Origin of the sequence: Virgibacillus tibetensis, from assembly GCF_036026595.1 — a bacterium.
GTDB lineage: Bacteria > Bacillota > Bacilli > Bacillales > Amphibacillaceae > Virgibacillus_P > Virgibacillus_P tibetensis.
In genome coordinates, this window is record NZ_JARZFX010000001.1 from 344,390 (window position 1) to 371,171 (window position 26,782).

General features: G+C 35.6%; 29 protein-coding genes, 1 pseudogene and 1 riboswitch. Of the genes and pseudogenes, 15 read left to right on the forward strand and 15 right to left on the reverse strand.

Annotated features, from left to right (window positions below):
- Positions 1 to 80: 80 nt before the first annotated feature.
- A complete protein-coding gene (locus QGM71_RS01910; RefSeq protein WP_327605814.1) occupies positions 81 to 1,352 on the forward strand; it encodes an MFS transporter in 1,272 nt (423 codons plus the stop codon).
- Positions 1,353 to 1,423: 71 nt separating this feature from the next.
- Positions 1,424 to 3,505: a peptidoglycan D,D-transpeptidase FtsI family protein gene (locus QGM71_RS01915; RefSeq protein ID WP_327605815.1), complete on the forward strand. Its 2,082-nt coding sequence runs from the start codon at positions 1,424 to 1,426 to the stop codon at positions 3,503 to 3,505.
- Positions 3,506 to 3,567: 62 nt separating this feature from the next.
- Here the strand turns inward: QGM71_RS01915 and QGM71_RS01920 are convergent, their stop codons facing one another.
- Positions 3,568 to 4,098, reverse strand: coding sequence for a hypothetical protein (locus tag QGM71_RS01920; protein ID WP_327605816.1), 531 nt, complete (start codon positions 4,096 to 4,098; stop codon positions 3,568 to 3,570).
- A gap of 30 nt (positions 4,099 to 4,128) precedes the next feature.
- Positions 4,129 to 4,344 (reverse strand): hypothetical protein, encoded by a 216-nt coding sequence (locus tag QGM71_RS01925; protein WP_327605817.1) that lies wholly within the window; start codon positions 4,342 to 4,344, stop codon positions 4,129 to 4,131.
- A 178-nt stretch (positions 4,345 to 4,522) separates the two neighbouring features.
- On the opposite strand from QGM71_RS01925, the gene rpmG reads away from it, so the two are divergent.
- From rpmG to QGM71_RS01945, 4 genes are all read left to right on the forward strand, one after another.
- Positions 4,523 to 4,672, forward strand: a complete 150-nt coding sequence (gene rpmG / locus QGM71_RS01930; protein WP_327605818.1) for a 50S ribosomal protein L33 — start codon at positions 4,523 to 4,525, stop codon at positions 4,670 to 4,672.
- A 120-nt stretch (positions 4,673 to 4,792) separates the two neighbouring features.
- Complete coding sequence (locus QGM71_RS01935) at positions 4,793 to 5,350, forward strand: 5-formyltetrahydrofolate cyclo-ligase (protein WP_327605819.1); 558 nt, start codon at positions 4,793 to 4,795, stop codon at positions 5,348 to 5,350.
- 95 nt (positions 5,351 to 5,445) lie between these two features.
- Positions 5,446 to 5,637: a hypothetical protein gene (locus tag QGM71_RS01940; RefSeq protein ID WP_327605820.1), complete on the forward strand. Its 192-nt coding sequence runs from the start codon at positions 5,446 to 5,448 to the stop codon at positions 5,635 to 5,637.
- 96 nt (positions 5,638 to 5,733) lie between these two features.
- The gene (locus QGM71_RS01945; protein ID WP_327605821.1) at positions 5,734 to 7,281 is read left to right on the forward strand and encodes a rhomboid family intramembrane serine protease; all 1,548 of its coding nucleotides are present in this window, start codon (positions 5,734 to 5,736) and stop codon (positions 7,279 to 7,281) included.
- A 29-nt stretch (positions 7,282 to 7,310) separates the two neighbouring features.
- On the opposite strand, the gene QGM71_RS01950 is transcribed toward QGM71_RS01945, so the two are convergent.
- Positions 7,311 to 8,171 carry a hypothetical protein gene (locus QGM71_RS01950; RefSeq protein WP_327605822.1) on the reverse strand — a complete coding sequence of 287 codons (861 nt, stop codon included), beginning with the start codon at positions 8,169 to 8,171 and terminating at the stop codon, positions 7,311 to 7,313.
- Between the two features lie 140 nt (positions 8,172 to 8,311).
- On the opposite strand from QGM71_RS01950, the gene QGM71_RS01955 reads away from it, so the two are divergent.
- From QGM71_RS01955 to QGM71_RS01970, 4 genes are all read left to right on the forward strand, one after another.
- Positions 8,312 to 9,769 carry a spore germination protein gene (locus tag QGM71_RS01955; RefSeq protein WP_327605823.1) on the forward strand — a complete coding sequence of 486 codons (1,458 nt, stop codon included), beginning with the start codon at positions 8,312 to 8,314 and terminating at the stop codon, positions 9,767 to 9,769.
- Between the two features lie 79 nt (positions 9,770 to 9,848).
- Entirely contained in the window at positions 9,849 to 10,052 is a 204-nt protein-coding gene (locus tag QGM71_RS01960) for a YqgQ family protein (protein ID WP_327606394.1), read from the forward strand.
- A gap of 7 nt (positions 10,053 to 10,059) precedes the next feature.
- Positions 10,060 to 11,031 carry an ROK family glucokinase gene (locus tag QGM71_RS01965; RefSeq protein ID WP_327605824.1) on the forward strand — a complete coding sequence of 324 codons (972 nt, stop codon included), beginning with the start codon at positions 10,060 to 10,062 and terminating at the stop codon, positions 11,029 to 11,031.
- 206 nt (positions 11,032 to 11,237) lie between these two features.
- The gene (locus QGM71_RS01970) at positions 11,238 to 13,160 is read left to right on the forward strand and encodes an LTA synthase family protein (RefSeq protein ID WP_327605825.1); all 1,923 of its coding nucleotides are present in this window, start codon (positions 11,238 to 11,240) and stop codon (positions 13,158 to 13,160) included.
- Between the two features lie 239 nt (positions 13,161 to 13,399).
- Here the strand turns inward: QGM71_RS01970 and QGM71_RS01975 are convergent, their stop codons facing one another.
- On the reverse strand, positions 13,400 to 13,570 hold the full coding sequence (locus QGM71_RS01975; RefSeq protein ID WP_327605826.1) for a DUF2759 family protein: 171 nt from the start codon (positions 13,568 to 13,570) through the stop codon (positions 13,400 to 13,402).
- Positions 13,571 to 13,736: 166 nt separating this feature from the next.
- Here QGM71_RS01975 and QGM71_RS01980 point away from each other — a divergent pair, with 166 nt between their 5' ends.
- Entirely contained in the window at positions 13,737 to 14,360 is a 624-nt protein-coding gene (locus tag QGM71_RS01980) for an MBL fold metallo-hydrolase (protein ID WP_327605827.1), read from the forward strand.
- Between the two features lie 140 nt (positions 14,361 to 14,500).
- Here QGM71_RS01980 and QGM71_RS01985 read toward each other — a convergent pair whose 3' ends face one another.
- The 9 genes and pseudogenes from QGM71_RS01985 to comGA all read right to left on the reverse strand — a co-directional run bounded on the left by QGM71_RS01985 (position 14,501) and on the right by comGA (position 19,515).
- Positions 14,501 to 14,743: a DUF2626 domain-containing protein gene (locus tag QGM71_RS01985; protein ID WP_327605828.1), complete on the reverse strand. Its 243-nt coding sequence runs from the start codon at positions 14,741 to 14,743 to the stop codon at positions 14,501 to 14,503.
- A gap of 74 nt (positions 14,744 to 14,817) precedes the next feature.
- Positions 14,818 to 15,516, reverse strand: a complete 699-nt coding sequence (locus QGM71_RS01990; RefSeq protein ID WP_327605829.1) for a helix-turn-helix transcriptional regulator — start codon at positions 15,514 to 15,516, stop codon at positions 14,818 to 14,820.
- A 153-nt stretch (positions 15,517 to 15,669) separates the two neighbouring features.
- On the reverse strand, positions 15,670 to 16,047 hold the full coding sequence (locus tag QGM71_RS01995) for a hypothetical protein (RefSeq protein WP_327605830.1): 378 nt from the start codon (positions 16,045 to 16,047) through the stop codon (positions 15,670 to 15,672).
- The gene (locus QGM71_RS02000; protein WP_327605831.1) at positions 16,019 to 16,468 is read right to left on the reverse strand and encodes a ComGF family competence protein; all 450 of its coding nucleotides are present in this window, start codon (positions 16,466 to 16,468) and stop codon (positions 16,019 to 16,021) included. Before QGM71_RS02000 ends, QGM71_RS01995 begins: the two co-directional genes overlap by 29 nt.
- On the reverse strand, positions 16,416 to 17,036 hold the full coding sequence (locus tag QGM71_RS02005) for a prepilin-type N-terminal cleavage/methylation domain-containing protein (RefSeq protein WP_327605832.1): 621 nt from the start codon (positions 17,034 to 17,036) through the stop codon (positions 16,416 to 16,418). The genes QGM71_RS02000 and QGM71_RS02005 overlap by 53 nt, the downstream gene beginning before the upstream one ends.
- 60 nt (positions 17,037 to 17,096) lie before the next feature.
- Positions 17,097 to 17,168 (reverse strand): annotated as a pseudogene (locus QGM71_RS21760) (prepilin-type N-terminal cleavage/methylation domain-containing protein); the annotation flags it as partial.
- Positions 17,168 to 17,476 (reverse strand): competence type IV pilus major pilin ComGC, encoded by a 309-nt coding sequence (gene comGC / locus QGM71_RS02010; RefSeq protein ID WP_327605833.1) that lies wholly within the window; start codon positions 17,474 to 17,476, stop codon positions 17,168 to 17,170. The pseudogene QGM71_RS21760 and the gene comGC, both read right to left, overlap by 1 nt.
- Before the next feature lie 13 nt (positions 17,477 to 17,489).
- Positions 17,490 to 18,542 carry a competence type IV pilus assembly protein ComGB gene (comGB, locus tag QGM71_RS02015; protein WP_327605834.1) on the reverse strand — a complete coding sequence of 351 codons (1,053 nt, stop codon included), beginning with the start codon at positions 18,540 to 18,542 and terminating at the stop codon, positions 17,490 to 17,492.
- Complete coding sequence (gene comGA / locus QGM71_RS02020) at positions 18,505 to 19,515, reverse strand: competence type IV pilus ATPase ComGA (protein WP_327605835.1); 1,011 nt, start codon at positions 19,513 to 19,515, stop codon at positions 18,505 to 18,507. Before comGA ends, comGB begins: the two co-directional genes overlap by 38 nt.
- A 148-nt stretch (positions 19,516 to 19,663) precedes the next feature.
- Here comGA and QGM71_RS02025 point away from each other — a divergent pair, with 148 nt between their 5' ends.
- Positions 19,664 to 19,849 (forward strand): YqzE family protein, encoded by a 186-nt coding sequence (locus QGM71_RS02025; RefSeq protein ID WP_327605836.1) that lies wholly within the window; start codon positions 19,664 to 19,666, stop codon positions 19,847 to 19,849.
- A gap of 90 nt (positions 19,850 to 19,939) precedes the next feature.
- On the opposite strand, the gene QGM71_RS02030 is transcribed toward QGM71_RS02025, so the two are convergent.
- Positions 19,940 to 20,722: a YqhG family protein gene (locus QGM71_RS02030; RefSeq protein WP_327605837.1), complete on the reverse strand. Its 783-nt coding sequence runs from the start codon at positions 20,720 to 20,722 to the stop codon at positions 19,940 to 19,942.
- Complete coding sequence (locus QGM71_RS02035; RefSeq protein ID WP_327605838.1) at positions 20,709 to 22,376, reverse strand: DEAD/DEAH box helicase; 1,668 nt, start codon at positions 22,374 to 22,376, stop codon at positions 20,709 to 20,711. The genes QGM71_RS02030 and QGM71_RS02035 overlap by 14 nt, the downstream gene beginning before the upstream one ends.
- A 152-nt stretch (positions 22,377 to 22,528) precedes the next feature.
- Positions 22,529 to 22,639: riboswitch (glycine riboswitch) on the forward strand.
- Positions 22,640 to 22,839: 200 nt separating this feature from the next.
- On the opposite strand from QGM71_RS02035, the gene gcvT reads away from it, so the two are divergent.
- From gcvT to gcvPB, 3 genes are read left to right on the forward strand one after another with little or no spacing between them, the layout of a single operon-like run.
- Positions 22,840 to 23,955 (forward strand): glycine cleavage system aminomethyltransferase GcvT, encoded by a 1,116-nt coding sequence (gene gcvT / locus QGM71_RS02040; protein ID WP_327605839.1) that lies wholly within the window; start codon positions 22,840 to 22,842, stop codon positions 23,953 to 23,955.
- 13 nt (positions 23,956 to 23,968) lie between these two features.
- Positions 23,969 to 25,318, forward strand: a complete 1,350-nt coding sequence (gcvPA, locus tag QGM71_RS02045) for an aminomethyl-transferring glycine dehydrogenase subunit GcvPA (protein WP_327605840.1) — start codon at positions 23,969 to 23,971, stop codon at positions 25,316 to 25,318.
- A complete protein-coding gene (gene gcvPB / locus QGM71_RS02050) occupies positions 25,311 to 26,768 on the forward strand; it encodes an aminomethyl-transferring glycine dehydrogenase subunit GcvPB (protein WP_327605841.1) in 1,458 nt (485 codons plus the stop codon). Before gcvPA ends, gcvPB begins: the two co-directional genes overlap by 8 nt.
- The last annotated feature ends 14 nt before the right edge of the window (positions 26,769 to 26,782 follow it).

A 26,782-nucleotide genomic window follows, 5' to 3' on the forward strand; every position in this document is an offset into this window, starting at 1 on the left:
TATAATAATTAAATTCTCTTTCAAGTATAACTCATACTCAATTGATCAAACTATTAAGGAGATAAAAAGGAGTATGGGATATGCTTAAAAGTCTTCACTTTTTTCAAGAAAAACTGAATATAAATAGAGACTTACTATTTTTATTAGTAATAGGCGGTCTCTACTCATTAGGAATATTTCTTTCAAATACATTTGTTAACATTTATTTATGGAGGCAATCTGGAGACTACATAACAATTGCGATGTACAATTTAGCAATATATTTATTTCAACCTGCAACCTTTATTGTAGCAGGGAAACTTGCTAAGAAGGTAGACAGAGTGATTGTGCTGCGGCTGGGAGTCATATTTTTGTCTTTGTTTTTTTTGAGTGTACTTATTATAGGGGAGAAGGCGGCTACCTATAACTTTATTCTTGGAAGTTTGTTAGGGATAGGCTATGGTTTTTATTGGTTAGCTTTTAATGTATTGACATTTGAGATTACAGAACCTGAAACAAGAGATTTCTTTAATGGGTTTTTAGGTGTACTTCAATCTTTCGGTGGTATGATCGGACCGATAGTAGCAGGCACAGTAATAGCTAAAATGGATGCCTTCATAGGGTATACAACTATATTTACTATTTCGTTTATTTTATTTATATGTGCAGTAGCATGTAGCTTTTTATTAAAGCGTCGTCAGGCTGAAGGTAGTTTTCACTTTAAGCGGATTCTAAATGAAAGACTTCATAATAAAAATTGGAATAGAATACTATATGCTCATATATTTCAAGGTTTACGGGAGGGGATTTTCCTCTTTGTTATTGCAATATGGGTATTTCTCATAACCAAAAGCGAATTTGCTTTAGGTATGTTTAATTTATTTTTATCCGGTCTTTCATTTGTTTTTTATTTTATCGTTACTAAATTTATCAAACCATATTTGAGGAAAAAAGCCATTTTTACCGGGGCATTAATCCTAAGTTTATCAATATTTATAATTGTATTTAATATAAGTTATTTTCAACTTATTATTTATGCCATCGTTATAGGAATCGCTTATCCAATAATAAACGTACCATACGCTTCTATGACCTATGATGTTATTGGTAAAGCCTGGAAGGCTAAAGATCTGCGGGTAGAGTATATCGTGGTTCGGGAACTATTTGTTAACTTAGGCAGGGTTACTTCTATTATTATATTTTTGATAGCCGTATCATTATTTACGGCCGAGACAGTTATTCCAATTCTCCTTGTGGTTTTTGGAACAGGTCACTTGTTTGTTTACTTATTCATTAGAAATATTCATTTAGGCAGCCCTCCAAAAAAAGAAGTACTGATTAAAGAACAATTAACAGATGAAAAAAATCGATAATGTTCATTAAATATCCTAAAAAAAGTGGTATAATAAATGGGAAGTAATACGACTATCATGGGGGAAAAAAGATGAACAAAATGAAAAAGAAAGAGACGCAACTTCCCTTTCGATTGAATATATTGTTTTTTATTGTTTTTTTATTATTTTCTATCCTAATTATGCAATTAGGTGTAGTGCAAATATTAAATGGTGCAGATTTTCAAGAGGAAATTGATCGTACCATCAAGGATACCACTAAAATTCCTGTACCACGAGGTAAGATATACGACCGGAATCACCAGGTGGTTGTGGATAATAAGCCTAAGTATTCTATAACTTATACGCCAGCGAAAGGGATTCAGGCTGCTGATAAACTGGAAGTAGCTGAAAACCTGGCAAAGTATATTTCGATGGATAGCGAAGATTATATAAATGGAATTACAGATAGAAATAAACAGGAATACTGGTATTTAAAAAATAAAGAAGAAGCTGATAGCCGGTTGTCAGAAGAAGAGTCTGCCGATTTAGATAATGCTCAACAGTATAATACTATATTAAATCGGATTACAAATGAAGAGTTACTGGATTTATCGAAACAGGATTTAGAAGTAATTGCTATAAAAAAAGAGCTGGATAAAGCTTACTCTCTAACACCGCAAATAGTTAAGAATGAAGACGTAACTTCCGAAGAATACGCACGTGTAGCTGAACACCTTGGTGAACTGCCCGGTATTAATGCTACAACTGACTGGGATAGGGATTATCCATTTGAAGATACATTCAGTAGTCTACTTGGATCCATTACGAGTCAAGAACAGGGGATACTGGCTGATAAAGAACAGTATTACTTAACAAGAGGTTACAGCAGAAATGATCGTGTTGGCAGGAGTGGCCTGGAAGAATATTACGAAGATATTCTTCGAGGAAGAAAAGAACAGATTCAGTATACCACTACAAAAAATGGAAGAGTTGTTGATACTAAAACAATTGTTGAAGGTGAACGAGGAAAAGATTTAGTATTAACTATTGATATGGAGTTTCAGAAAGAAGTGGATAAAATCGTTCGCGAAGAATTGGAAACTACTATCAAAAAACACCCTTATCAGCACCGTTTTTTACAGGATGCACTTGCTGTAGTAATAAATCCCAAAACTGGTGAGTTATTAGCTGTATCTGGTCAGCATTATGATCACAAGTCAGAGAAGTTTAGTAATACTGCTTTTAAAGCATTATATGATGCACACAGACCAGGATCAACAATAAAAGGTGCGACTGTATTAGCGGGGTACGAGTCAGGAGTAATAACACCAGGCCAGTCTTTCTACGATGCTCCTATAAATATTTACGGAACACCTGTGAAAAAGTCTTGGAGAAATTTAGGACTGGTGAATGATTCTGATGCATTGAAATTATCATCCAACGTATATATGTTCTATATAGCTATGCGTATGGGGGGAGAATATAATTATCAAAGTGGTAAAAAAATAGCATTCAATAGAGATGCTGTACAGGAAATGCGAAATTATTTTCAACAATTCGGGCTTGGTGTGAAAACCGGAATAGATTACCCTTATGAAGCTACAGGTTTTGTTGGAACTGAGCCTAAAGCTGGGAATATGTTAGATTTTGCTATCGGTCAGTATGATACCTTTACAACAATGCAGATGGCACAATACGTTGCTACGATAGCAAATGACGGTTATCGGGTACGACCTCATTTTTTGAAAGAAGTACGCAACCCTGTGCCATCTGAAAATGAATTAGGTCCTGTATACAGAAATACAAATACCGAAGTGCTAAATAAAGTGGAAATGGAACAAAGCAATATTGATCGGGTTCAAGAAGGTTTCCGCAGAGTATTCCAAGAAACAGGTGGTACTGCCGCAACTTATTTCAAAGGTAAAGATTATAATCCAGCTGGTAAAACAGGGACTGCAGAAAATGAGGTTTTTGAAGATGGTGTTAAAATAGATACAGAAAATCTTTCTTTAGTAGGATATGCCCCATATGATGAACCGGAAATAGCATTTGCAGTTATTGCACCACATACTGGTAAAGTAAGTCAACGTCATCCTATTCACCATAAAATAGGCGAAAGAATACTAGACACGTATTTCGATATAAAAGAAGATCGAGATGAGGAAAAGTTTGAGAAAGAAGCTGAAGAATAAAACGAAGCAGAAAAGCCTTGAAACCATATTCTTATGGATTCAAGGCTTTCAAACTGGATGGTTTACTTTGTAATCGCTTCTGCCAATTCAAAAAAGCTCATAGTACTGGATAACTCAAATTCACCAATTTGCACTTTAAGACTATAGTCCTGTTCATCTAAGTATTTGTTGAACTCAGCAGCATTTTCAATAATATTATTTTCTGCCAACACTGAACTTATGGTAGAAGAAGCCATACCAGGTTCTATATGAAGCGTGTAGGTTGCAGTATTATCCTGTTCAGAAGTTTCCTCTTCTGGTGGATCTTCGACTTCAGCTTCAGAATCTTCGTCCTCTTCTTCTTCTTTTTCTGCCATTGATTCTTCTATAGTGCTGGCAGTAGATTTATTATCCTGGTCTTTGTTAACTGAAATAGAAATATACTCAGCCTCTGTTAAAACACGGTACCCTTCTTGTTCGATTTCTATTATCATGGAATCAACAGATCGTTGTTCAGCTTGGGTAGAAGAATCATCAATAAAGTAGTAACCTATTAATAGAATAATCCCAGCTGTAAGTAAGCCTACTGAGAATGAACGTATTAGTTGTTTCATAATTATCTCCTTCTCTGCTTTAAGTAATTCTTAATTAGTATTTGATTCTTTTGTGAAAATATCTTCCGTCAGTAATTCCTCCTCCAGTATCTTAATTTTTTTCTTCATCTGGTATGTATCCTGCATCGTCGTAATAGAAAATTGTTCTAATTGGTTCTCAAGGTCTTCCAGTCTATCATTCATAAAGAAAGATAAGACGAACAGTACAGCGCCGGTAATGACAATAAAGATTATTGCATAGATCATTTAATTTCCTCCATTTCTGTTATAATACTAGTTATATCATAGAAAGGCTTTGGAATAAACATTATTTTTTTTACATTAAAATCTTGAAAGTTTGACTATGATCTGCTATTATAATTAAGTCTGAAATGAAATATTAGTTGCCTATAAAGCAAGCATTTAAAAGTCTGGAGGGAAAATCATGCGCGTAAACATTACTTTGGCTTGTACAGAAACAGGGGATCGCACTTATATTACAACAAAAAATAAGCGTACTAATCCTGAACGTATAGAGCTTATGAAATATAGTCCACGTCTTAAAAAACAAACATTACATCGCGAAACAAAATAATTCGATTTGCGACAAACGGAAACTCTTATCAATTCAGTTGATGAGAGTTTTATTTTTACCTTTAATAAAATGCAATTAACTATATTGAGTAAAGTTAATAAAGGAGGAGAGAGGTATATTATGAATAAAAAAGAACTACGGAAATCTGCAATTGCAACACTTCGCACACTACCTGCGTCGGATAGAGAATCTATAGAAAACCAATTAACGCATCGGTTAGTAAAATCCAGCATATGGTTAAATGCAAGTACGATTGGTATTACAATGGCCCAGGGGTTTGAATGGGATACAAAAAAAATTATTGAAACAGCTTGGAGTCAAAATAAAGACGTGTGTGTACCTAAGTGCAATCCTCTCGACAAAAGCCTCACCTTTTACTTATTAGAAAGTTATGATCAATTAGAGAAAGTTTACTATAATTTATTAGAGCCTAAACCAAAAGAAACAAAGGAAGTAGATAAAAGAACAATCGATTTATTGGTTGTACCCGGATTACTATTTGACAAAAAAGGTTTTAGAATCGGTTTTGGAGGGGGGTATTATGACAGATTTCTCCAAAATTTTCCTAATGAAACAGTTTCTATATTTAGTAAGTTGCAGTTAGTTGACGAATTACCAAGGGAGTCATTCGATATCGCTGTGGACCACCTTATCACTGAACAAGGATGCATAAATTGATTTAAATAACTGAAATTGTTTAGTCTGTGATACATGCATAATTTTCATCCGATGGAAAATAACTAGTATTACCACATAGAAAAGAAGGTGACTGGATGAGAATTTTATTATTGTTAACCACTGCTGTTACTGTAATTTCTGTTTTTTATAGATGGCGTTACCGGATAATGAACACGCTGCTTGCCATACGTTATATAAGAAAGATTGCTGTTTCTCTGTCAATGAATATGCCGGCATTAAGACACAGAATACTGCCCAATTTGTTTACTAATCATTCTACCAATTAAAAGAGACAGGAAAAAAGGAAGTTGTTCATGAACAACTTCCTTTTCAATAATAAAACTGCAAGAATTTTGGTATGATGGAAGCAGGGAGGAGAATATATGTTTTTAAATGAACAATATACGATGTACCAAATTGCCCATCAGCTAGTACTGAATAATCATTATGAAGTATTAAATTTCAATGAATTAGATGGTGAAATATGGCTGGAAAAGTATGAAAATAAAACATCTTCTGTTGTAAGGCTTGTCCACAAAGGATTCGACTGGAAGAATCGGCTGAAAGAAGATATTGCCCGCGTTTTCCAAAGAACAAAATCATTGAGGCATCTACTGATTGGTAAGAATATTGAAGTACATAATGTATATATATCCTCACATGCCCCAGTTGATGATTGGGAGATTCTTAGGAAGCCAATGCAACTGAATGAAAAAAAACCAATAAAAATGAGCGTTTACTACTTTTCCGGAAATGATTTTACAAAGGAAAAGTCCAGACTCTATACAAACTTAGGTGCATTACAAGTACAGACAATGGATTCTTTGTCTGAAGTAGACAAAGAAGAAAAGATCGACGCTTATAAATCGTTTTTAGTCAATTCGAAAGATGCTAAGAAAAAAGAAGCTGAAAGCATACTATCCTATGGCAAACCATTTTTCACATACGTTTTATTACTGGCAAACATTCTTATGTTTTTTGTTTTAGAGAGTGCAGGTGATAGTACCTCTATTGAAAACCTTATAGAATTCGGTGCTAAATATAATCCAGCAATCATCGAGGGCGAATGGTGGCGCATAATAAGCTCCATGTTTTTACATATTGGATTTCTTCATTTATTTATGAATATGATGGCATTGTTTTATTTAGGGAGTATGGTTGAGCGTATTTTTGGAGTATCACGCTTTATTTTCATTTACTTTATGGCTGGAATAGGGGGAGGGCTTGCTAGTTTTGCGTTTACGACTAGCGTTTCTGCGGGAGCTTCAGGAGCAATATTTGGCTTGTTCGGAGCTTTAATGCTCTTTGGGTTAATGTATAAAAAAATATTTTTTCAAACGATGGGTAGAGGTATACTCGTTTTGATTGCTGTAAACATCGTCTTTGGATTCGTTGTTCCACAAATTGATAACGGTGCACATCTGGGCGGTTTAATTACTGGTTTTATCGCTGCTGCTATATGTTTTTTGCCTAAGAAAAGAGATTACAAAAAACAATTTCTCGCACTTATTATTTACCTAAGTATTATTTGCGGTTTAGTTGCATTTGGAACATTTAATAATGAGAACAGTCAATCGTATCAACTTATGAAAATGGAGGGACTAATAAAGGAGGAAAAGTATGAAGATGTGGTCGAATTAGCTAGTGCAGCATTAGATAATTCAGATAAACTGGATGCACCAATTCTATTTCAGCGATCTTATGCCTATATAGAATTGAATCAGATAGATTTGGCTATTGAAGATCTGGAAAAGAGTATCCAATTAGATGGAAGTATGCCAGAGGCACATTATAATTTAGCTCTTCTGTATTATAGTGAGGGGAAACTTAACGATGCTGAAAAAGCGATCAGCCAAGCATATGAAATGGATCCAGACAGAGAAGAATTCACTGATTTATATGAAGAGATTACAGGAAACAACATTGATTAAAGACGAGAGCTGCACTGCAGCTATCGTCTTTAGATATCATTTCCATAGCGTTGAATCAGTTGCTTCTTTTCTCCATTCAATTCAAATAATACAAGTAGGTGCTGGTTCTGTTTATCGAATAATATTATAGGAACGTAGCTAATCTGCTTTCCTTCGCTGTCTATTATTGGAATGATGTAATTTTTATATAAACCTTCCCATAATTGTCCCATAATCTGTGCTGTTTTATCTTGAGATAATGAAGGTAGAGCTTCTTGATTGTAACGATATAAGTTAGTGAGGGGAACCGCGGTATAGGAATCACTTGAGATATTGAAATGGTTAAACAATTGATACCAATGATATAATAAATCTTGTTTGGTTGTACGATCCAACAGGGTTTTCCACTCTGTCTCATAATCATTAGCTGGTGACTTAAATGATTCAATAGAAGTGGTAGGCGAATCGATCACATACAGGAAGTCATTGCTTAGTTGGTGGAGGCTTCTGATTTCTTTGTCTGTATGATGAACTTCACCGTGATGAAAAGAAATGACCTGGAATAAACTGCTCCCTTCCACTTTTATACTTTCTTGTATACGGATATTTGCTGTATCCTGTTTCCATTTACTACGTATCCCCTTTAACCTTCCATTTTCAAATAAAATAGAAGCATCCTGCCTTAAGTACATTTTTTTGTCACTCTCCGACTCGCTGACCCACATCAGTTCATTAGAATTATCTTCTACAGGAGGGGATAATTGGAGAGAAGAAGCAGCTGTAACGAATGAACTTTCTTTGTCTATAGGAAAGTAGGTAATCGCAGGAAGTGATGTAAGTCTAACAATATACAGCATACTAACTGTACATATTATTAATGCGGCCACAGAAATTATTATCCATTTATTCATGAATTGTCACCCTCTGATTAGCTTGTCTTTCTTAATGTATATGGCCAATCCATTTTTTTATGATTGGTATAAATGTATAGAATAGTACACCCTGTCCAAACTACTGTATATACAAACTTAAAAGATATTGGGTGAGGGATATGGAAAACAGCAAACAGCCATTTTATTCTTCTTATAAGAAGAACCTGGACTATATGAACGATAGATTAGGCGTGGATGAAAGTTTTGATGTGGTACAGGTTGATCTTGAGTATGCTGGCAGAAAGATGGCGTTATTTTTTATAGATGGTTTTGCAAAGGACGACATATTGCATTTGCTAATGAAGTTTCTGGCTAAGTTAGATCCAAAGGACTTAAAACCCGATCCATTAACAAAATTGCTAAAGACATATATACCTTATATCGAGTTAGAACAATCGGACGATTTGAACGAAGCAGCTGATCAAGTACTTGCAGGTCCTACAGTTTTAGTAGTAGAAGGTATTGATAAAGGTATTGTCATTGATGCTAGATCATATCCTGTACGATCACCAGATGAGCCTGATTTGGAACGGGTTGTTAGAGGTGCACGAGATGGTTTTGTAGAAACGTTGGTATTTAATGCAGCCTTGACGAGAAGAAGAGTACGTGACCGCTCCTTGCGTATGGAATATCTTCAAATAGGTAGAAGATCCAAAACGGATATTTGCATGTGTTATATCGGTGATATTGTAGACAAGGACCGTGTAAGCAATTTAAGGAAGGCTCTAAAAAATATTGATACTGATGGGTTACCAATGGCTGAAAAGACATTAGAAGAATTTCTGGGCGGAAGGCATTGGAATCCTTTTCCAACTGTGCGTTATACAGAGAGACCGGATACAGCAGCATCGCATTTATTCGAAGGCCATGTACTTATCATAGTTGATGGGACGCCAAGTGTTATGATAACACCAGCAACCTACTGGCATCATTTACAACACGCTGAAGAGTATCGACAGAAGCCAGTGGTTGGAGCCTATTTACGAATGATTAGATATATTGCAGTTTGGGCATCTATTTTTATTTTACCGCTTTATTATTTATTTTCCGTCAATCCGAATCTTTTGCCCGCAGGCATGGAATTTATTGGTCCAAGTGATACAGGAGTTATCCCGATATTAATCCAGTTTCTAATCGCGGAAGTTGGTATAGATATGCTGCGAATGGCTGCAATCCATACACCGTCTGCTTTAGCAACTGCATTGGGCTTAGTAGCTGCGATTCTTATTGGGGAGGTAGCTATAGAGGTAGGCTGGTTTACTCCCGAGGTCGTTCTCTACTTAGCTGTGGCTGCAATCGGCACCTATGCGACCCCAAGTTATGAGTTAAGTCTTGCGAACCGGATGGTTAGAATTTTTTTATTACTGATTACAGCTGCATTTGGGGTGAATGGATATGTGTTGGGGCTTACCTTGTGGATCTTATATATAACAAGAATGAATTCATTTAATGTAGCCTATTTTTGGCCCTTCATACCTTTTGCGTATCGACCATTCAGAAATATTTTAATACGAACACCTATCCCTTTGAAAAACAGAAGGCCAACTATACTTAAACCACAGGACCCAGATCGTTAAAAGCGATCTGGTTTTTAATAGGTAAATTTAATTATTCCTTATGACGCTTAAATTTGGTATAATGGTGGTTGGTGATTTTATGAAAACAATGTATGATGTACAACAATTACTTAAAAAATACGGTACGTTTATTTACACTGGTAATAGATTTGGTGATTTAGAACTTATGGAAATGGAAGTCAATGAATTATATCAATTACAATTTATACTTCCAGAGGACTACACAGTAGCAAAATTAATCATAAGAAGAGAACGATCTCAATTACACGATAAAAAGGGGTAGGCTCCTAATGAATAAAAATATAATTGGAATTGATATCGGCGGCACAACAGTTAAAATTGGAATGATTACGAATAATGGCGAAATAATAGATAAATGGGAAATACCCACAAATACCACTAATTCAGGAAAATCAATTATTGGTGATGTATGGACATCGATTGAAAGAAAACTAGCGGTAACAAATATGAAAAAAACTACTATACTAGGCATTGGTATAGGTGCGCCTGGTTTCATCGATGGTGAATCGGGCTTCGTTTATGAAGCTGTGAACATTGGATGGAAAGAGTACAACTTGGCTGTTGAATTAACAGGAAGGTCCAATTTGCCAGTATTTCTTGAAAATGACGCTAATATCGCTGCATTGGGTGAAAACTGGAAAGGCGCTGGGAACCAGGCAAGAAACCTTTTTGCTATTACTCTCGGTACAGGTGTTGGTGGAGGAATTATAGCGAATGGTGAGATTCTCAATGGTGATAATGGAATGGCTGGTGAAATTGGTCATATTACATTGGATCCAAATGGACTTCCTTGCAACTGCGGGCGACGCGGTTGCCTAGAGACCGTTGCGTCTGCTACAGGGATTGTTCGCCAAGCTATGGATGCTATTGAACATGGAGCTAGTAATTCCCTGCTGAATCATTACCGGGATAATGGAAGGGTATCTGCTGAAGATATATTTAAATTAGCTGGAAATGGTGATTCAACCTGTAAAAAGATTATTAAAAATACTGCGAATGCCTTGGGTTTAATCATTGCAAATATGGGCACAATAATTAATCCATCAAAAGTATTAATTGGTGGAGGTGTGTCAAAAGCAGGGGAGCAACTACGTCTGGAGATTGAACACGCCTTTCAAGACTATGCCTTGCCTAGAGTTAAGAGCATATGTGAAATTAAAATTGCTAAACTAGGCAATGATGCAGGAATAATTGGCGGAGCATACTTAGTTAAACAAAAAACACAAGATGTTAAATTTTAACTGTTTCTTTTTTATCCGTAATCTATTAAAATATAACCTTAACAAATAACTATTTTATAAGAACTATGAAACTTTTTGTTAACCTAATACGTCATATAGAGTAGTCAATTATATGTTTTGAAAACTGCTATAACGGGTAAGTAATTATAATTATAAAATTAAGATTAACTTTGATAAAGCATGAATTGTATACCAGGAGGATAACTATGAATTTATTTAAAGCTAAAATACCACTGTTTTTAATTGCAACTATATTATTTGGTCTGAAAACCTATATTGTTTACCGTTTTGTATTTAGTATTGATTTAGAAAACTCGATGCAGGAGTTAATTCTATTTATAAATCCGTTTGTTTCTGCATTTCTGATTTTTGCATTAAGCGTTTGGTTTAAAAAGCAGTCACGTCAGATGAAGTTTATCCGTTACACTGCTCTTATTGGAACGCTGGTAATATTTGCGAACATGGTTTTCTATCGTTCATTCACTGATTTCATTACAATACCGCAATTATTTCAAGCTAGTAATGCCGCGGATTTAGGTTCAAGTGTTTTAACATTAATTAAACCGCTTGACGTGCTGTTATTTGCTGATGTTCTTGCGTTATGGTATTTGAGTAAAAAGAAAGAAACAAGAATGGCTGTTAGCTATCCGCGCAGTGGAAAAGTATTTGCATTAGCAATGTCATTTGTATTGCTTGCAGGGAACTTCTTCCTCGCTGAGATGGAAAGACCGCAATTGTTTGAACGTGGCTTTGATCGAGAGTATCTAGTTAAAAATATAGGCCTCTTTAATTTCCATGCCTATGATATAGCAATGCATTCCAAGACAAAGACTCAACGTGTATTTGCCGATGGTAATGAATTGCCGGAAATTCAGGATTATATTGAAGAAAATATAAGAAGTAACGAAACATCGGATTTGTTTGGCGTAGCAGAAGATAAAAATGTAATCTTTATCTGGGCGGAGTCGATCCAGAGCTTCGTTATAGATAATGATGTTTACGGACAGGAAATTACCCCGTTTTTAAACAGTTTGACAACCGATGAAGATACGTATTACTTTGAAAATTTTTATCATCAAACGGAACAAGGGAAAACATCAGATTCAGAGTTTTTAATTGAAAATTCATTATACCCACTGTCAAGGGGTGCAGCTTTCTTTACTCATGCACAAAATGAATACCATGGTCTTTCTGAAATGATGAAGGAAAAAGATTATTATTCTGCTGTGTTTCATGCAAATAATAAAAGTTTCTGGAACAGAGAACAAATGTACGACAGCTTGAAAGTGGACCATTTTTATGGGCAGGATGCATATGAAATAACAGATGAAAACTCTGTTGGGTGGGGCTTGAAAGATAAACCGTTCTTTGAGCAATCAATTAAATACCTGCAATCACTGGAAGAACCGTACTATTCAAAGTTCATAACACTGACTAACCACTTTCCTTTTGAACTAGATGAAGAAGATAAGTCGATAGATCCGTATGATTCTAATTCAAATACACTGAATAATTTCTTTCCAACTGTAAGATATATGGACGAAGCGATTGAATTATTCTTTGACCAATTAAAAGATGCTGGGTTATACGAAGATTCTGTCATAGTCATAATGGGTGATCATGATGGGATTAGTGCGAACCATAACAAAGCAATGAGTATGTATTTAGATAAAGAAGAAATCACACCATTTGACTATGTTCAATTACAACGTGTACCCTTCTTCATTCATATTCCAGGGCACGGCGAGGGTGAAATTAAATCAGAGGTTTCAGGACAAATTGATGTGAAACCAACATTACTGCACATGTTAGGCATTGAGACTGATAATGACATCTATTTTGGTAATGATCTTTTCCACAATGACCGGAAAGGGTATATTGCTTTAAGGAATGGTGATTTCATTAGCGATGATTATGTTTCAACTAGCGGAGTATGTTATGACAGAAAAACCGGTGAAGCGATTGAAGTTGTAGAGAATGAAGCAGAAACAGAAACGGAATCTCAACCGGATGAATCTACAGACGCCTGTGCTTCAATAGGTGAAAAAGTTGAAAAGGAAATGGGGTATTCAGACGATTTGGTTTATGGAGACCTTTTCCGCTTCATAGATTTTGATCAAGATAACTAAAATAAGAAGCTGTTTCAACATTGTTGAAACAGCTTCTTTTTATAAAATTAACGAAAAATAGACAGAATTCCCTCCAAAGTTTTCATTTAAGTGGGGGAGATGAATGGGAGAGAGGATAAATCTTTTTCAGTTCTGTTGGCTCACTGCCCCAGTCCTATAATTATCGGATTTTATTTTTTATCATACAAAAAAGCTAACTGAAAAGTTAGCTTTACTCAATCATATTGTTTAGTTGTTCTTTAACCAGCGATCTCAGATATAATAGTAGCAATTGAGAAAAAACCAAAGGCTAAGGCAGAGATTGCCGAGAATGCCAAAGCAAAAACATTTTTGTATTTAAGTTGACGGATAACAGATACAACCGACAATAGAGCAACTATTAGTAGTAAAATTGCTAATACGATATGCATTTATTTTCATCCTCCTTGTATGTTTCCTAATTCTCATGATTGGTATAGGAATTACATTTGTATTATTATGTAACTAAGCAGTTATATTATATATTTTATAGTATAAGTGTTATTTTGTCGAGGCAAATCATATTGATTTTTATAATTACTTACAGGAGGTTCGTATATGAATGTTAAAAGTATGTCGCTAGGCCCTTTAGGTACCAATTGTCATATTGTATATGATGATCAACATGCTATTATCGTAGATCCAGGAGGTGAGGCTGCTACCATTATAGATTATATACAGAAGGAGGGGCTCACAACTGCTGCTATCTTATTAACACACGCTCATTTCGATCATATAGGAGCTGTAGAAGACCTTAGATATCATTATAATGTAGATGTGTATATTCATGAAGCAGAAGCTTCTTGGCTCGAAAATCCCCATTTAAATAGATCGGCCCTATTTACGGGGGAAAGTATTATAACTAAAAAAGCCGAACAATTATTATTACCGGGCAATATGACAATAGGAGAGATTCAGTTTGAAGTAATACATACACCTGGACACTCGCCAGGAAGTGTAAGTTTTATTTTTAATGATGCATCATTTGTAATTAGTGGAGATGTCTTATTCTTTCAAGGAATTGGTCGGACAGATTTACCAGGAGGGAATGGAAAGCAGCTGGAAGAAAGTATTAAAGATAAGCTATATAAGTTAGGTGATAACTTTATAGTCTATCCTGGACACGGTCCTAATACCACCATAGGTAATGAGAAGTCTAATAATCCTTTTTTCAGTGTATGAGCTATTAGGATTCTTAAAAAGAGCTCACTTAAATAGTTGAACACAAAGTAAAACCAATAGATTATCAGCTGGAGTGAAATTCCAGGCTCAGTAAAACAAAAGAGCCCTGCTTACCTAGGTAAGCAGGGCTCTTTTGTTTTTTAATGTCCGAAACCTGGTATAAGTATAAACTCCGAATACCATGTAAAACCAACCATGAATACTGTACAATAAGCTCCGAATAGATACATATACATGCGTTCAGATAGTTTTAAATAACTTACTGTAAGGAAAAACACCGTTTGAACTAGGAATAGTAGTGCTGTTTTCTGCATATCTCCTACATAAAACATTACTGTGAAAATACCCGTCCAAAAGGCAAGCACACGAAACATGCGATCCATGCTTTCCCCCTCCTTTTAGGTAACCTTATCATTGTCATTATAAACGACGAATTCCATCTTGTAAATAAATCTTGCTAAACATTTGTAAATTTTGCTACATAAGTGCAATTTTCACACCCTTTAAACATGTTTTCCTCCTCAATTAATTCAACATTTACAAAGAGAACTTCAAGCATGCCTTTGATAAAAGCGTTATGCATATTACAAATCACAGTGTGGTTAGTTGTTGCTAATTCTTTAAATGGACAATTTTTTATTTGAAACCTTATACTATTTGTGTTTTGGTTATAATGGAATGTTGGATACATTCCTAACATTGTTGCTGCACTCTCTAATAGGCGGATTTTCTTTTCAACTGTCAAGTCTTTGGAAAGTGGCATTGCTCGGTAATTTTCCATTACCTTGGTTCCGTATTTCTTCCCAGTCAGATACAAGGCCTTCCGTCCGGGTTCACCTAATTCGACGAATGTTTCAATTGCAATAGAAGAAAGCAGCTTGTAATCACGATGTGGAAAGTTTAGTTCAATCACTTCGTCAGAAAGTCTGTATATCCGGCTGGGCCTTCCTCCTTTTCCAGTCTTTTGGGAGTAAGAAACAACCATATTAATATCTTCTAATTTTGATAAATGGAGTCTTGCTACATTAGGATGAATATCAAATTTTTCTGCAATTGATAAGACACTGACTTCTTTTTTTTCTTGGATGATGTATTGGTATATAGCATATCTGGTTGGATCACTTAGTACATTTGTCACTTTTAGTGTACGTTCCATCTAAATTCACCTCACCATAGTTAATACCTCTAGTATAATAGATATAGTAATAAAAAAGAGGCTTTAACAACAGGTGTTAAAGAATGTACATATTTGGCGTCTTCATGGACTTTAATAAGTATTAAACCGAATTATTTATAACTGAGCCTGTACTTATATTAAGTCATTTGTATCAAGAAAACTAAATAGGTTATATACAGAACGTTTCGTAGTTGTTATGTTGAATTCCAAACGATACTTAGTTTGTGTTAGTGGGGTAAGGTTAATGTTTACTAATCCATCTGGAAATGAATAGGAAATTTGGGTGGCATGGTAGTTATTCGTAACGAATTCTTCTTTTAATTTTGTATGCCCCATTTGATATAAAGTTTCTATTATAACTTGTTCTAAATGATTTTCTGTCATCTTAATTTCATTTTTGTAAGTAGAAATGTTACTGGTAAGGAAAATAAATACTAACGTGATAATAAATAAAATATACGGTAATACAAAGCCTTTTTCGTTACTTATAAAAAACAATGGTTTTTTCATATATTTCTCCTTCCAGTGAAGTGATTGTCGCATGAAAACCATAGGATAAGGGTATGAGATTCCATTCTTTTACATTTTGCAAGTAAACTTCATGCCCAAGCCCATTGACTTGTCTCCTTATTTGATTATTATAGCTTCCAATAGTTGCTGTATTTCCGTTATCCAGGTTTAAAGAAAGACTTGATGAGCTAACCTGATAATCGGTAGCATTAATCATATCATTACGCAAAAACTGAAAGAATAATTGGATAGAGATTTCGTCAGGATTGACAGTATAACTACTTGCTTTTAATAAGTATCCTGCGAATGGTAACGTTAGTGCCAAAATTATAATCAGTAGAAGGGTGGAAATAAAAGTAAAACCTCGGTTATTTTGGTAAAAGGGCGTATAAACATATTTTTTCATTAAATTTCTTAACATTTTCCCATTTTGCACATCCTTTAACGAATTCATTTTCCATTTTGAATTCAAATAACACCTCTTTTTCATCTATTGTTTCTATAGATGAAAAAGGAATTGTTTCGTTCTCTCCCCAAATATAATCTTGCAGTTCATCATGTAGTTGGTAGGATACCGCGCGGCGCTCACCTAGAATGGTACGCTCATAACTAAGTAGTGACAGCAGAGGAACTATAGTAGTAACAATCATCATCAGTAAACTGGAGGCAATTAAGACTTCAATTAAGGTAAATCCACTATTTTTTAACAATATAGACCTGCTTTTCCCAAATGGAAAGATAATATCGTATGCATTATTTGGCGATACCATTTGAATTGTCCTCGGTTGTTTTATCGTTCCATTTGGTTCAAATACAATAGTAGAATCAGTTCTCCAGTCCACTTTCCAGCCAGGAGGGTAGGATCTAACAGCGAGCTGTTCCTTTGACCCCCTTAAGACAATATAATGATCGGCATAAAAAGTAATACGAACAAATTCCTCAGTTGTTGTGGATAAGCTCTGTATATACAGCACATCAAACTCAAACATGTTGAGAAACTGCTGATCTTGACTTTCTTCTATAAGTGAAAAACTTAAGGGAACACTTAGTAGTAGTAATACCGATAATGTTCCGAGCACAACAAGCAACTCTATTAAGGAAAAACCATTGTTACGGGTCATTAGCTTACGTTAGGATTGGAGACTACACCATCATTATAGATTAATTCCTTTTTATTAGAACACTCTTTTTGTTTAGAGGTTATATATTTTGGGACTAATTCCTGAAGAGTGCTAGGGTATGTCCCTACTTCAAGGTAATGAGCATCTACTTGAGCCTGGACAACTGCCACAAGAGCGTCACATCCCTTATCGTGAACTTCTTTGCTTCTGCCACTTAGATTGGGAACTATAAGTATAATCAATATCGAAATGATCATTAGAACAATCAGCATTTCAATTAATGTAAATCCATTATTATTTTTAAACATAATTATTCTCCTTTTAAATTGTTTTTATTAGCTGAAACATTGGCCACATTAGTGTCACATACACAAAAATGATAAAGCTTGCCAGTATAAGGAAGAAGATTGGCTGAATAAGTGTTATTGCCTTTATTATTTTACGTTGCATTTCCTCTGTTAGTAATTCTGCATATATGGATAGGTCTTTCTCGAGTGCCTCCACATCAGCATTTTTTTGAAAAATGGCAGTTAGCTGATTTTCCAGCAGGCTGAACTGAGACAGGAGGGAAGTTATTTGAAATCCCTTCGTTAATTCTTCCGTCATTTTTTTGGAATAATGTGATATTACAGGAATCTTATTCTGTCTGCTTATGTGAAGTAGAATTTCTTTGAAAGGCATACCAGTTTTCAGGAGTGAACTGAAATGTGTGGCAAAGAGAAAGGAAATTTGAAGTTTGAGGAAATGTCGATAAACTGGAATTGTATTATAGAATTTTATTTGTTTTTCGATGCTTATCTTTTCTTTGATAATCCGCCATATAAATACACCCAGGCATAACAGGATAAACATTACTATTACGAGAAATACGAGTATGTCTATTATCATCATGGATACAGTTACTGTAAAAGAGGCTTCGGCGCTTGTGTGAAACAGGTCAACGAAAGAGGGGAGTACGGATTGCTTTATGAAATAAAGGAGTATTGAAAAGACAAAGAGAAGAATAAGAGGGTATCTTGCAAATTGTTGGAACTTCTGCGTATATTTCATCCGATGCTCATACATTTCAATGCACTTTCTAATACTCCCCGGTACGTCTCCGTTTGATCTGATGAAATACAGATAAGTTGTTATTGATTGGTGAAAGGAAACAGCCTCAAACGCTTCATCAATGGTATGTCCTTTTTTTAACGACTCCGTAATTGCTGCAGCAATTAGTGTCATTTGTTTATCCCACCCAATTACTTCAAGGGCTGCTAATAGGGTATAGCCTTTTGATAATAATCGCTGTAATCTTTGTAAGAAGCGTAGTTGGAGTTCATTGTTTAGTGATGGTTTATGATTTGTTATAAATCTCTTCAGATATATAGCCATATGCAAATGCCTTCTTTCTCAAGTGATCAAATGTATGGAAGGTATTCCACTGGTTATGGTCAGTTCCTTTTATTGTTTGGTCCAATAAATCTCCATCCAATAGTTCTACTATTGCTGCACGTCTCACTACTTTTCCGTTTATTTGCACAGGTATTAATTGCAGTGCAGCTACAGCAATTAATGACTGTTGCAGGTCGGTGTTCTTTAATCCCATTTCCAACAATCTGTGTATTGTACCTGCAGCATTCTTTGCATGTAATGTACTCAGAACTAGGTGACCAGTTAATGACGCATCAAAAGCAAACTGTGCAGTGTACGAGTCGCGAATTTCACCTACCATAATGATATCGGGGTCATGTCTTAAAGCAGCTTTTAATCCTGTTTGATATGTGATACCCGCTTTTTCATTAACCTGGACTTGCAGAATGTCTCTCATGTCTTTCTCAATTGGGTCTTCAAGCGTGATGGTCTGAAATGATTTTTCTTTTAATATAGCCTGAAGGAGTGCGTACAAGGTGGTAGTTTTTCCACTACCTGTAGGACCAGTAAACAGAATAATACCAGCGCGATTTGTTATCCATTCCTTCAATTTTGTTAATTGGCTCGGAAAAAGAAAGAGTTGTTCGAGTGCGAGTTTTTCTTCCTGTGGAAGTATTCGAATGGCAAGGCTTTCCTTGTGGTTTACAGGGAGCGTAGATAAACGAAGTGAGAATAATTTCGATTTCTCATAATGGGTTATTGTGCCGTTTTGTGGTTTTCTTGTATCACCAATATCCATTCCGGAGGTGAATTTATAATAGGTTAGTAACAGCTGATACTGACTGGCTACGATGGATTTGTGAAATATTCTTTTGCCGTGTATTCTTAAATAAACATCGGTTTGATCGGGAAATGGATAAAAGTGAATATCTGATGCTTGTACTTCGAAGGCAGATGTAAGCAGTTTTTCTGAAAGTGCTGCAGCAGGGCTCAATGTGATTTCACCTCCTTTTACATAAATGCAACAACTACTAATTCGACATTATTTGATAAATTCCTTCTTTTTTTAAAAATTTTTTAAAAAAATTGGAATAGGGATCAATTTAATAGTAAAGGCTATAGGTAATAAGTTTTTTAATGAGGTGAAGATAATTTCTGGAAGTGATTACTTAAAATATATGACACAACAGGTTGTTGCCTATTTGGAATTACCTTCAAGTGAGAGGAAAGAACGAAGAAAAGTTCAAAAGTTAAAACGTCCGTTATATACGAGTAGATGGCTTGGGATAATACCGTTTGCACTTAAAGTATTTATGAGAAAAACTTAAATTGCCTGCATTCTACATGGAATGCAGGAATTGTCGTATGAAGCTATAATTAACACTGTCAATTTATTAAGAAGTGGTGGACCTATTACCCTACATTGTTGATGTAAGGTAAAAAATTCCGCCATTTATCACTTCATATGTTATAGAAGGTCTATAACGATCGGTTATTTCAAAAATTTCTTTTTTCATTTGTTCTTCCTCTGTATCTACCTGTCCCTCATAAAAATGCTTTAGCATATGAATTTCATTATCCATAATTTGCATTGACTCTTCAGCCCAATCATGAGTCTGATTTTCAATATAGTTATCAATCACCTTCTCAATTCTTCGATATCCACTGGAAAGCTTTATAATTGGTGAAATCGTATAACAATAATCTGAGATAGTCTTTTGCAAAGGAATTTTATTTAAGAGGCCCATCATTTCTACCTTCATTGTACCATTGACTAAATGTAATCCGATCGAAATGAGTTCATCTCTTTTATGCTTTCCTCTATAACTGACTTTTATATTTGTCACTAACCATGGATATAAGGCTGTGTTTTTTTTTGCATCTACTAGTTGAAATAATTTTGTGTATTTTTGATTTTCCTTAAGATGTTTAATAATCTGCTGTAATCTGGGGCTGCCAAAGTGGATCCATTCACCTTTTTCACCTCTTTTATCTGGGTTAGTGATGAGGGTGAGTTGCATTGGGTCACCGGAGCGGCCCATGTTGTTAATATAATGCCAATAGAATGGCCGGTTCATTAAAGCTTTATCCATTTCTTCTGTCAACTGTACAGTGAGTAAACCTTCATCTTTATTAATAAAGGTACAGTGGTGTGCTTTAAAGTACGTTTGCAAAAAGCTTTCTAAGTTAGTAATTGCCATAGTGCTTCTCCTCATTAATTGTTTGTTCATGGGTTTGTTTAATAATTGCAGAAAGATTCGCCAATTTAATTTTGGCCTCGCCAACGGAGGTTGATTCTGCGTAAATATCAAGAAGTTCCTTTTCAAGATCAGGTATGTTTAGTTCAGCTAAAATATCATCTAATTGTCCAATAACTTGCTCGAATAAATTTATTTTCTCATACAATAAAGTCATGATGTGCTCCTCGATGGTTTGTTTAATTGCGAAATTATAAACATGAACATCCTTACTTTGACCGTACCGGTGTATACGCCCAATACGTTGCTCCAGTCGCATGGGATTCCAGGGCAGATCATAATTTATCATGTGGTTGCAGAATTGCAGGTTAATTCCCTCACCACCAGCTTCAGTAGCGATTAAAACTTGAACATGGTCTTTAAAAAGCTGCTTCATCCAATCTTTTTTCCCGCGTTTAAAGCCACCGCGGAAAGGAACAGACGTAATCCCGTTTTGTTTTAAAAACCATTGCAAATAAAGCTGAGTCGCCCTGTATTCAGTAAACACAATAACCTTTTCATCACCAAATCCTTCGATTAACTCAACAACTTTTTCCGCTTTGATATGTTGAGGTAATTGTTCTATTTTTTCCGTAATCGTTTGAATATGCTGATTAGGATTATCTTTATCTTTTTCAATAAGTTTTTTGAGAGACAAATAACAAGCTTCTCTTGATGAACATATTTCTCTCAGAAAAGTAATTTTGGAGAAAGTTGAATAAGACTGCATTATTTTATTAAGTTCCTCGTATACTTCTTTTTCCTCGGGCTTAAAATCCAGCCAGACAGTCTCGATTTTTCGTCTTGTATTATTAAGAGTGGTATCTTTTCTAGTGTTACGTACCATAACCTTCTGAATAAGTTGTTTCAAATAAATATCCTGTTTGATCATTTTTCGATCTTTACCATATCGTTCTAAAAATGAATCATAATTACCTAAGTGGCCGGGTTTTAAAATAGATACTAAATTGAAGATTTCAATAAGCCGATTTTGTACAGGAGTAGCAGTGAGCAGCAAACAGTACTTTTTTTTGAGGGAGCGTACAAATGAAAAGTTTTTTGTTTTATGATTTTTAAGCTTGTGCGCTTCATCAATTAATATGAAATCATAATCTATGTCCAGGATTTTTTCTTGGTGCGGCGAACGCTTAGCGGTGTCAATAGATGAAATGATAATGTCATAGTGTTCCCATGCATAATTCTTTCGATGCGCAATAGCTGGTATATAAAATTTTTCATTCAATTCTCTTTCCCATTGGTTTACCAGAGAGGCAGGCACTAATATCAGGACTTTTTTTACTAAGCCTCTAATCATATATTCTTTCAATATTAATCCAGCTTCAATGGTTTTTCCCAATCCGACTTCATCAGCTAAAATAGCCCGTCCATTCATTGTTTCGATCACTTGCTCTGCACATGTTACTTGGTGTTCCAAAAAATCTACATGGGGTAAAAACTCCAATGCACGTAAACCCTTAAATTGAGGGGTCATTGTAGTTTGTTCAGCTTCGTAGGTCATAGAAAAAAGTTCCCATGAAGAAATAAGTTCGTCTTTTTCAAGTTTTGACTGGAGCTGATTAATAAAATTGGTATCTTTTTGCAAAAGAATATCTTTCATAATATACATCCTTTTTATATTGATTGGATGGACCAGATTAATTACAATATATAATCCAAATCACTTTTGTGATATAATGAAATTAGTAAAAATAGATTTTTCACGGTATTTATACATAGTATAACCAAATATAACTTTTTTCATAAAAGCGAATGAATACAAGGGGAGAGATTACCGAGGGAGAATCTTCTGCATTCCCTCAGGTAACGCCGAAGGAGCAAGCGAATAGTGAATCTCTCAGGCAAAAAGACTCTTGTAGGACGCAACTCTGGAGAGTGCTCTGCTGTGCTAGTACAGGGCCACCCACGAAGCAAGTATTTAGTATGGAATATGTATTCTTTTCCATACTAAGTACGCAACTTTCTGGTCTAAGGACAGAGATTTCCCTGAATATCAGTGAAATCTCTATTTTTGTGTTTTTCAATAGTTAGAAAATTAAAAAATAAGTAAAGGAGTAGATAAGATGGATGAGTTGAAGAGAACGTCATTATTTCCTGAATATGAAAAGTATGGTGCGAAAACAATTGACTTTGGCGGCTGGGATTTACCTGTACACTTTTCAAGTATTAAGCATGAACATGTAACAACAAGAACGAAAGCTGGTTTATTTGATGTCTCTCATATGGGGGAAATCGTAGTGAAAGGACCAAAAAGTTTGGATTTCCTCCAAAAACTTGTAACTAACGATGTTTCTAAACTAACTCCAAACCGCGCGCAATATACAATTATGTGTTATGAAAATGGCGGTGCAGTGGATGACTTTCTTATTTACATGATGGAAGAGAATGATTATTTACTGGTTGTTAATGCAGCTAACACTGAAAAGGATTATGATTGGTTAGTGAAGCAGAATAATTATACTGTGGAACAGTTAACTATTGAGAATGTATCAGATAAATATGCCCAGGTAGCATTACAAGGCCCGCTCTCTGAAGAAATATTGCAAACCGTAACAGAAACGAACTTAAATGAGATTCGTTTTTTCCGTTTTGAAAGTGAAGTTTACCTTGGTTCACTTACAACACCAGCTATAGTTTCACGAACTGGCTACACGGGTGAAGATGGATTTGAAATTTATATTGAGAAGTCGAGTGGCCGAGAGTTATGGAATTTAATCTTAGAAGCAGGAAAAGACAAGGGGCTGGAACCAATCGGTCTTGGAGCAAGAGATACACTACGGTTTGAAGCTAATTTAGTATTATATGGACAAGAACTATCTAAAGATATTACCCCAATTGAGGCAGGGTTGAAATTTGCTGTGAAAGTAGACAAAGAGACTGATTTTATTGGTAAAGATGTGTTAAAAGAACAAGTTGAAAATAATCCAAAGAGAAAGCTAGTTGGAATAGAAATGATCGATAAAGGAATTCCCCGAACGGGCTATGAAGTTTATCATGATGGGGAATTATGTGGTACAGTTACCTCTGGAACACAGTCACCCACACTGCAAAAAAATATTGGCCTGGCGCTAGTAAACAGTGAGTACGCACAAGAAGGAACAGAACTAGACGTACAGGTGAGGAAACGTAAATTAAAAGCTGTTGTCGTAAAAACACCATTTTACAAGCGAGATAAATAAGGAGGGATTACGTATGGAATTTCGTTATTTGCCAATGACCGATGACGATAAAAAAAGTATGCTTGATACAATTGGAGTTCAGTCAACCAATGAACTTTTTTCTGATATTCCAAAAGAAATTCGTTTTCAAGGAGATCTTCAACTGAAAAAGCCTGCCAATGAGGCTGATTTAAAGAAAGAGCTTACGAATATGGCCAATAAAAATGCCAATTTAAAAGAATACAGCTCATTTTTGGGAGCAGGGGTTTATGATCATTTTATACCCTCTGTTGTAGATCATGTCATTTCAAGGTCTGAATTCTACACAGCATATACGCCTTACCAACCTGAAATATCGCAGGGGGAGCTTCAAGCAATATTTGAATTTCAAACAATGATCTCTGAATTAACGGGTATGCCTGTCGCTAACTCTTCCATGTATGATGGAGGAACCTCACTTGCAGAGGCAGTGAATTTAAGTGCCGCACAAACAAAAAGGAAGAAGATTCTTGTCTCTAAAGCTATACACCCTGAATCCAGAGCAGTTATTGAATCCTATGCAAAAGGGCCAAACCTGGATATTGTGGAAATCGATCATTTGAATGGCCAGACAGACTTAGAACAGTTAGAAAAGGAAATAGATGATAATACTGCAAGTGTAGTATTACAATATCCTAACTTTTTTGGACAAATTGAAGCATTAGATAAGGTTAATGCATTAGTTAAAAACCAGAAGAAAACAATGTTTATTGTTTCGAGTAACCCTTTAGCTTTAGGTTACCTTACACCACCAGGGGATTTTGGTGCTGATATAGTTGTTGGTGATTCGCAGGTATTTGGTATTCCTGCACAATTTGGTGGACCCCACTGTGGTTACTTTGCTACAACAGAAAAACTGATGCGAAAAGTACCAGGGCGTCTTGTCGGGCAAACAAAGGATGAAGATGGAGTCCGTGGGTTTGTATTGACTTTACAAGCAAGAGAACAACATATACGAAGAGATAAGGCAACTTCAAACATTTGTTCAAACCAAGCCTTGAACGCCTTAGCAAGTTCGGTTGCAATGACTTCTATAGGAAAGCATGGTTTAAAGAAGATGGCAGCCTTAAACATGCAAAAAGCACGTTATGCCAAGAAAAAACTGGAAGAGGCAAATTTACCCGTTGTTTTTGAAGGTGTTTTCTTTAATGAAATTGTAGTAAATCTGTCAAAATCAGTTTCTGAAATTAACGAAAGACTATTGGAAAAAGGTATCATCGGTGGGTATGATTTAGAACATTATTACCCGGAACTTAAGGGGCATATGTTAGTTGCAGTAACAGAAATTCGTTCAAAAGAAGAAATTGATGCTTTTGTTAAAGAATTGGGGGATATCCATGGCTAATAAAGATTTTTCATTAATTTTTGAACGCAGTAAAGAAGGAAGAACAAGCTATAGCCTACCAGAATTAGATGTACCAGAAATTAATCTTGATGATGAATTACAAGAGGCGTATATTCGTAAAACTGCACCAGATTTGCCGGAAGTTAGTGAACTGGAGATTATGAGACACTACACAGGTCTTTCGAATAGAAATTATGGTGTAGATTCAGGGTTCTACCCTTTAGGCTCCTGTACGATGAAATACAACCCGAAGATGAATGAAGATGTTGCACGTCTGGACGGCTTTAGCCACATACATCCGTACCAGGATCCCAAGAGTGTTCAAGGGGCTTTGGAAATGATGTATGATTTACAAACTTCCTTACGGGAAATTACTGGTATGTACGAGGTATCTTTACAGCCTGCAGCGGGCGCTCACGGGGAATGGACTGCTTTAATGATGATACGCGCTTTTCATGAAGCAAATGGAGATGTCGAGCGTACAAAAGTTATTGTACCTGATTCTGCACACGGAACGAATCCAGCATCAGCAACCGTCGCCGGTTTCGAAGCAGTTACAGTAAAGTCGAATGAAAAAGGTCTAGTTGATTTAGAAGATTTGAAAAGAGTTGTAGGTAAAGATACTGCGGCACTTATGCTGACAAACCCAAATACACTGGGATTATTCGAAACGGAAATCATGGAAATGGCCAAAATTGTACATGGTGCCGGAGGTAAATTGTATTATGACGGTGCTAATTTAAATGCCATAATGGGGTATACAAGACCTGGCGATATGGGCTTTGACGCTGTCCATTTAAATCTTCATAAGACATTTACCGGTCCACATGGTGGCGGTGGACCAGGTTCTGGACCTGTTGGGGTGTCCAAAGAATTAGAACCTTATTTGCCTAAACCTATGCTAGTTAAAAAGGATGATTTATATGTGTTCGAATACGACCGACCACAATCCATCGGGCGAGTAAAGCCATATTACGGTAACTTTGGTATTAATCTTCGTGCATATACCTATATTCGTACGATGGGTGCAGAAGGGCTTAAGAAAGTAAGTGAGTATGCCGTTTTAAATGCTAATTATATGATGCGTAAGTTGGAAAGTGAATTTGATTTACCTTACTCGCAGCATTGTAAACATGAGTTTGTAATTTCAGGGAAAAAACAGAAAAAATTAGGTGTTCGCACGTTGGATATTGCGAAACGCTTACTCGATTACGGGTATCACCCGCCAACAATTTACTTCCCGCTAAATGTGGAAGAAGCGCTCATGGTTGAGCCGACCGAGACTGAATCTAAAGAAACGTTAGATGGTTTTATTGACACAATGCTTTCCATATCAGAAGAGGTTAAGAATGATCCTGAGTTAGTACAGGAGGCGCCTCATAATACCATTGTCAAACGAATGGATGAGACAACCGCAGCAAGAAAACCAATACTAAGATATTATAAATAAAATAAAATGCCTGA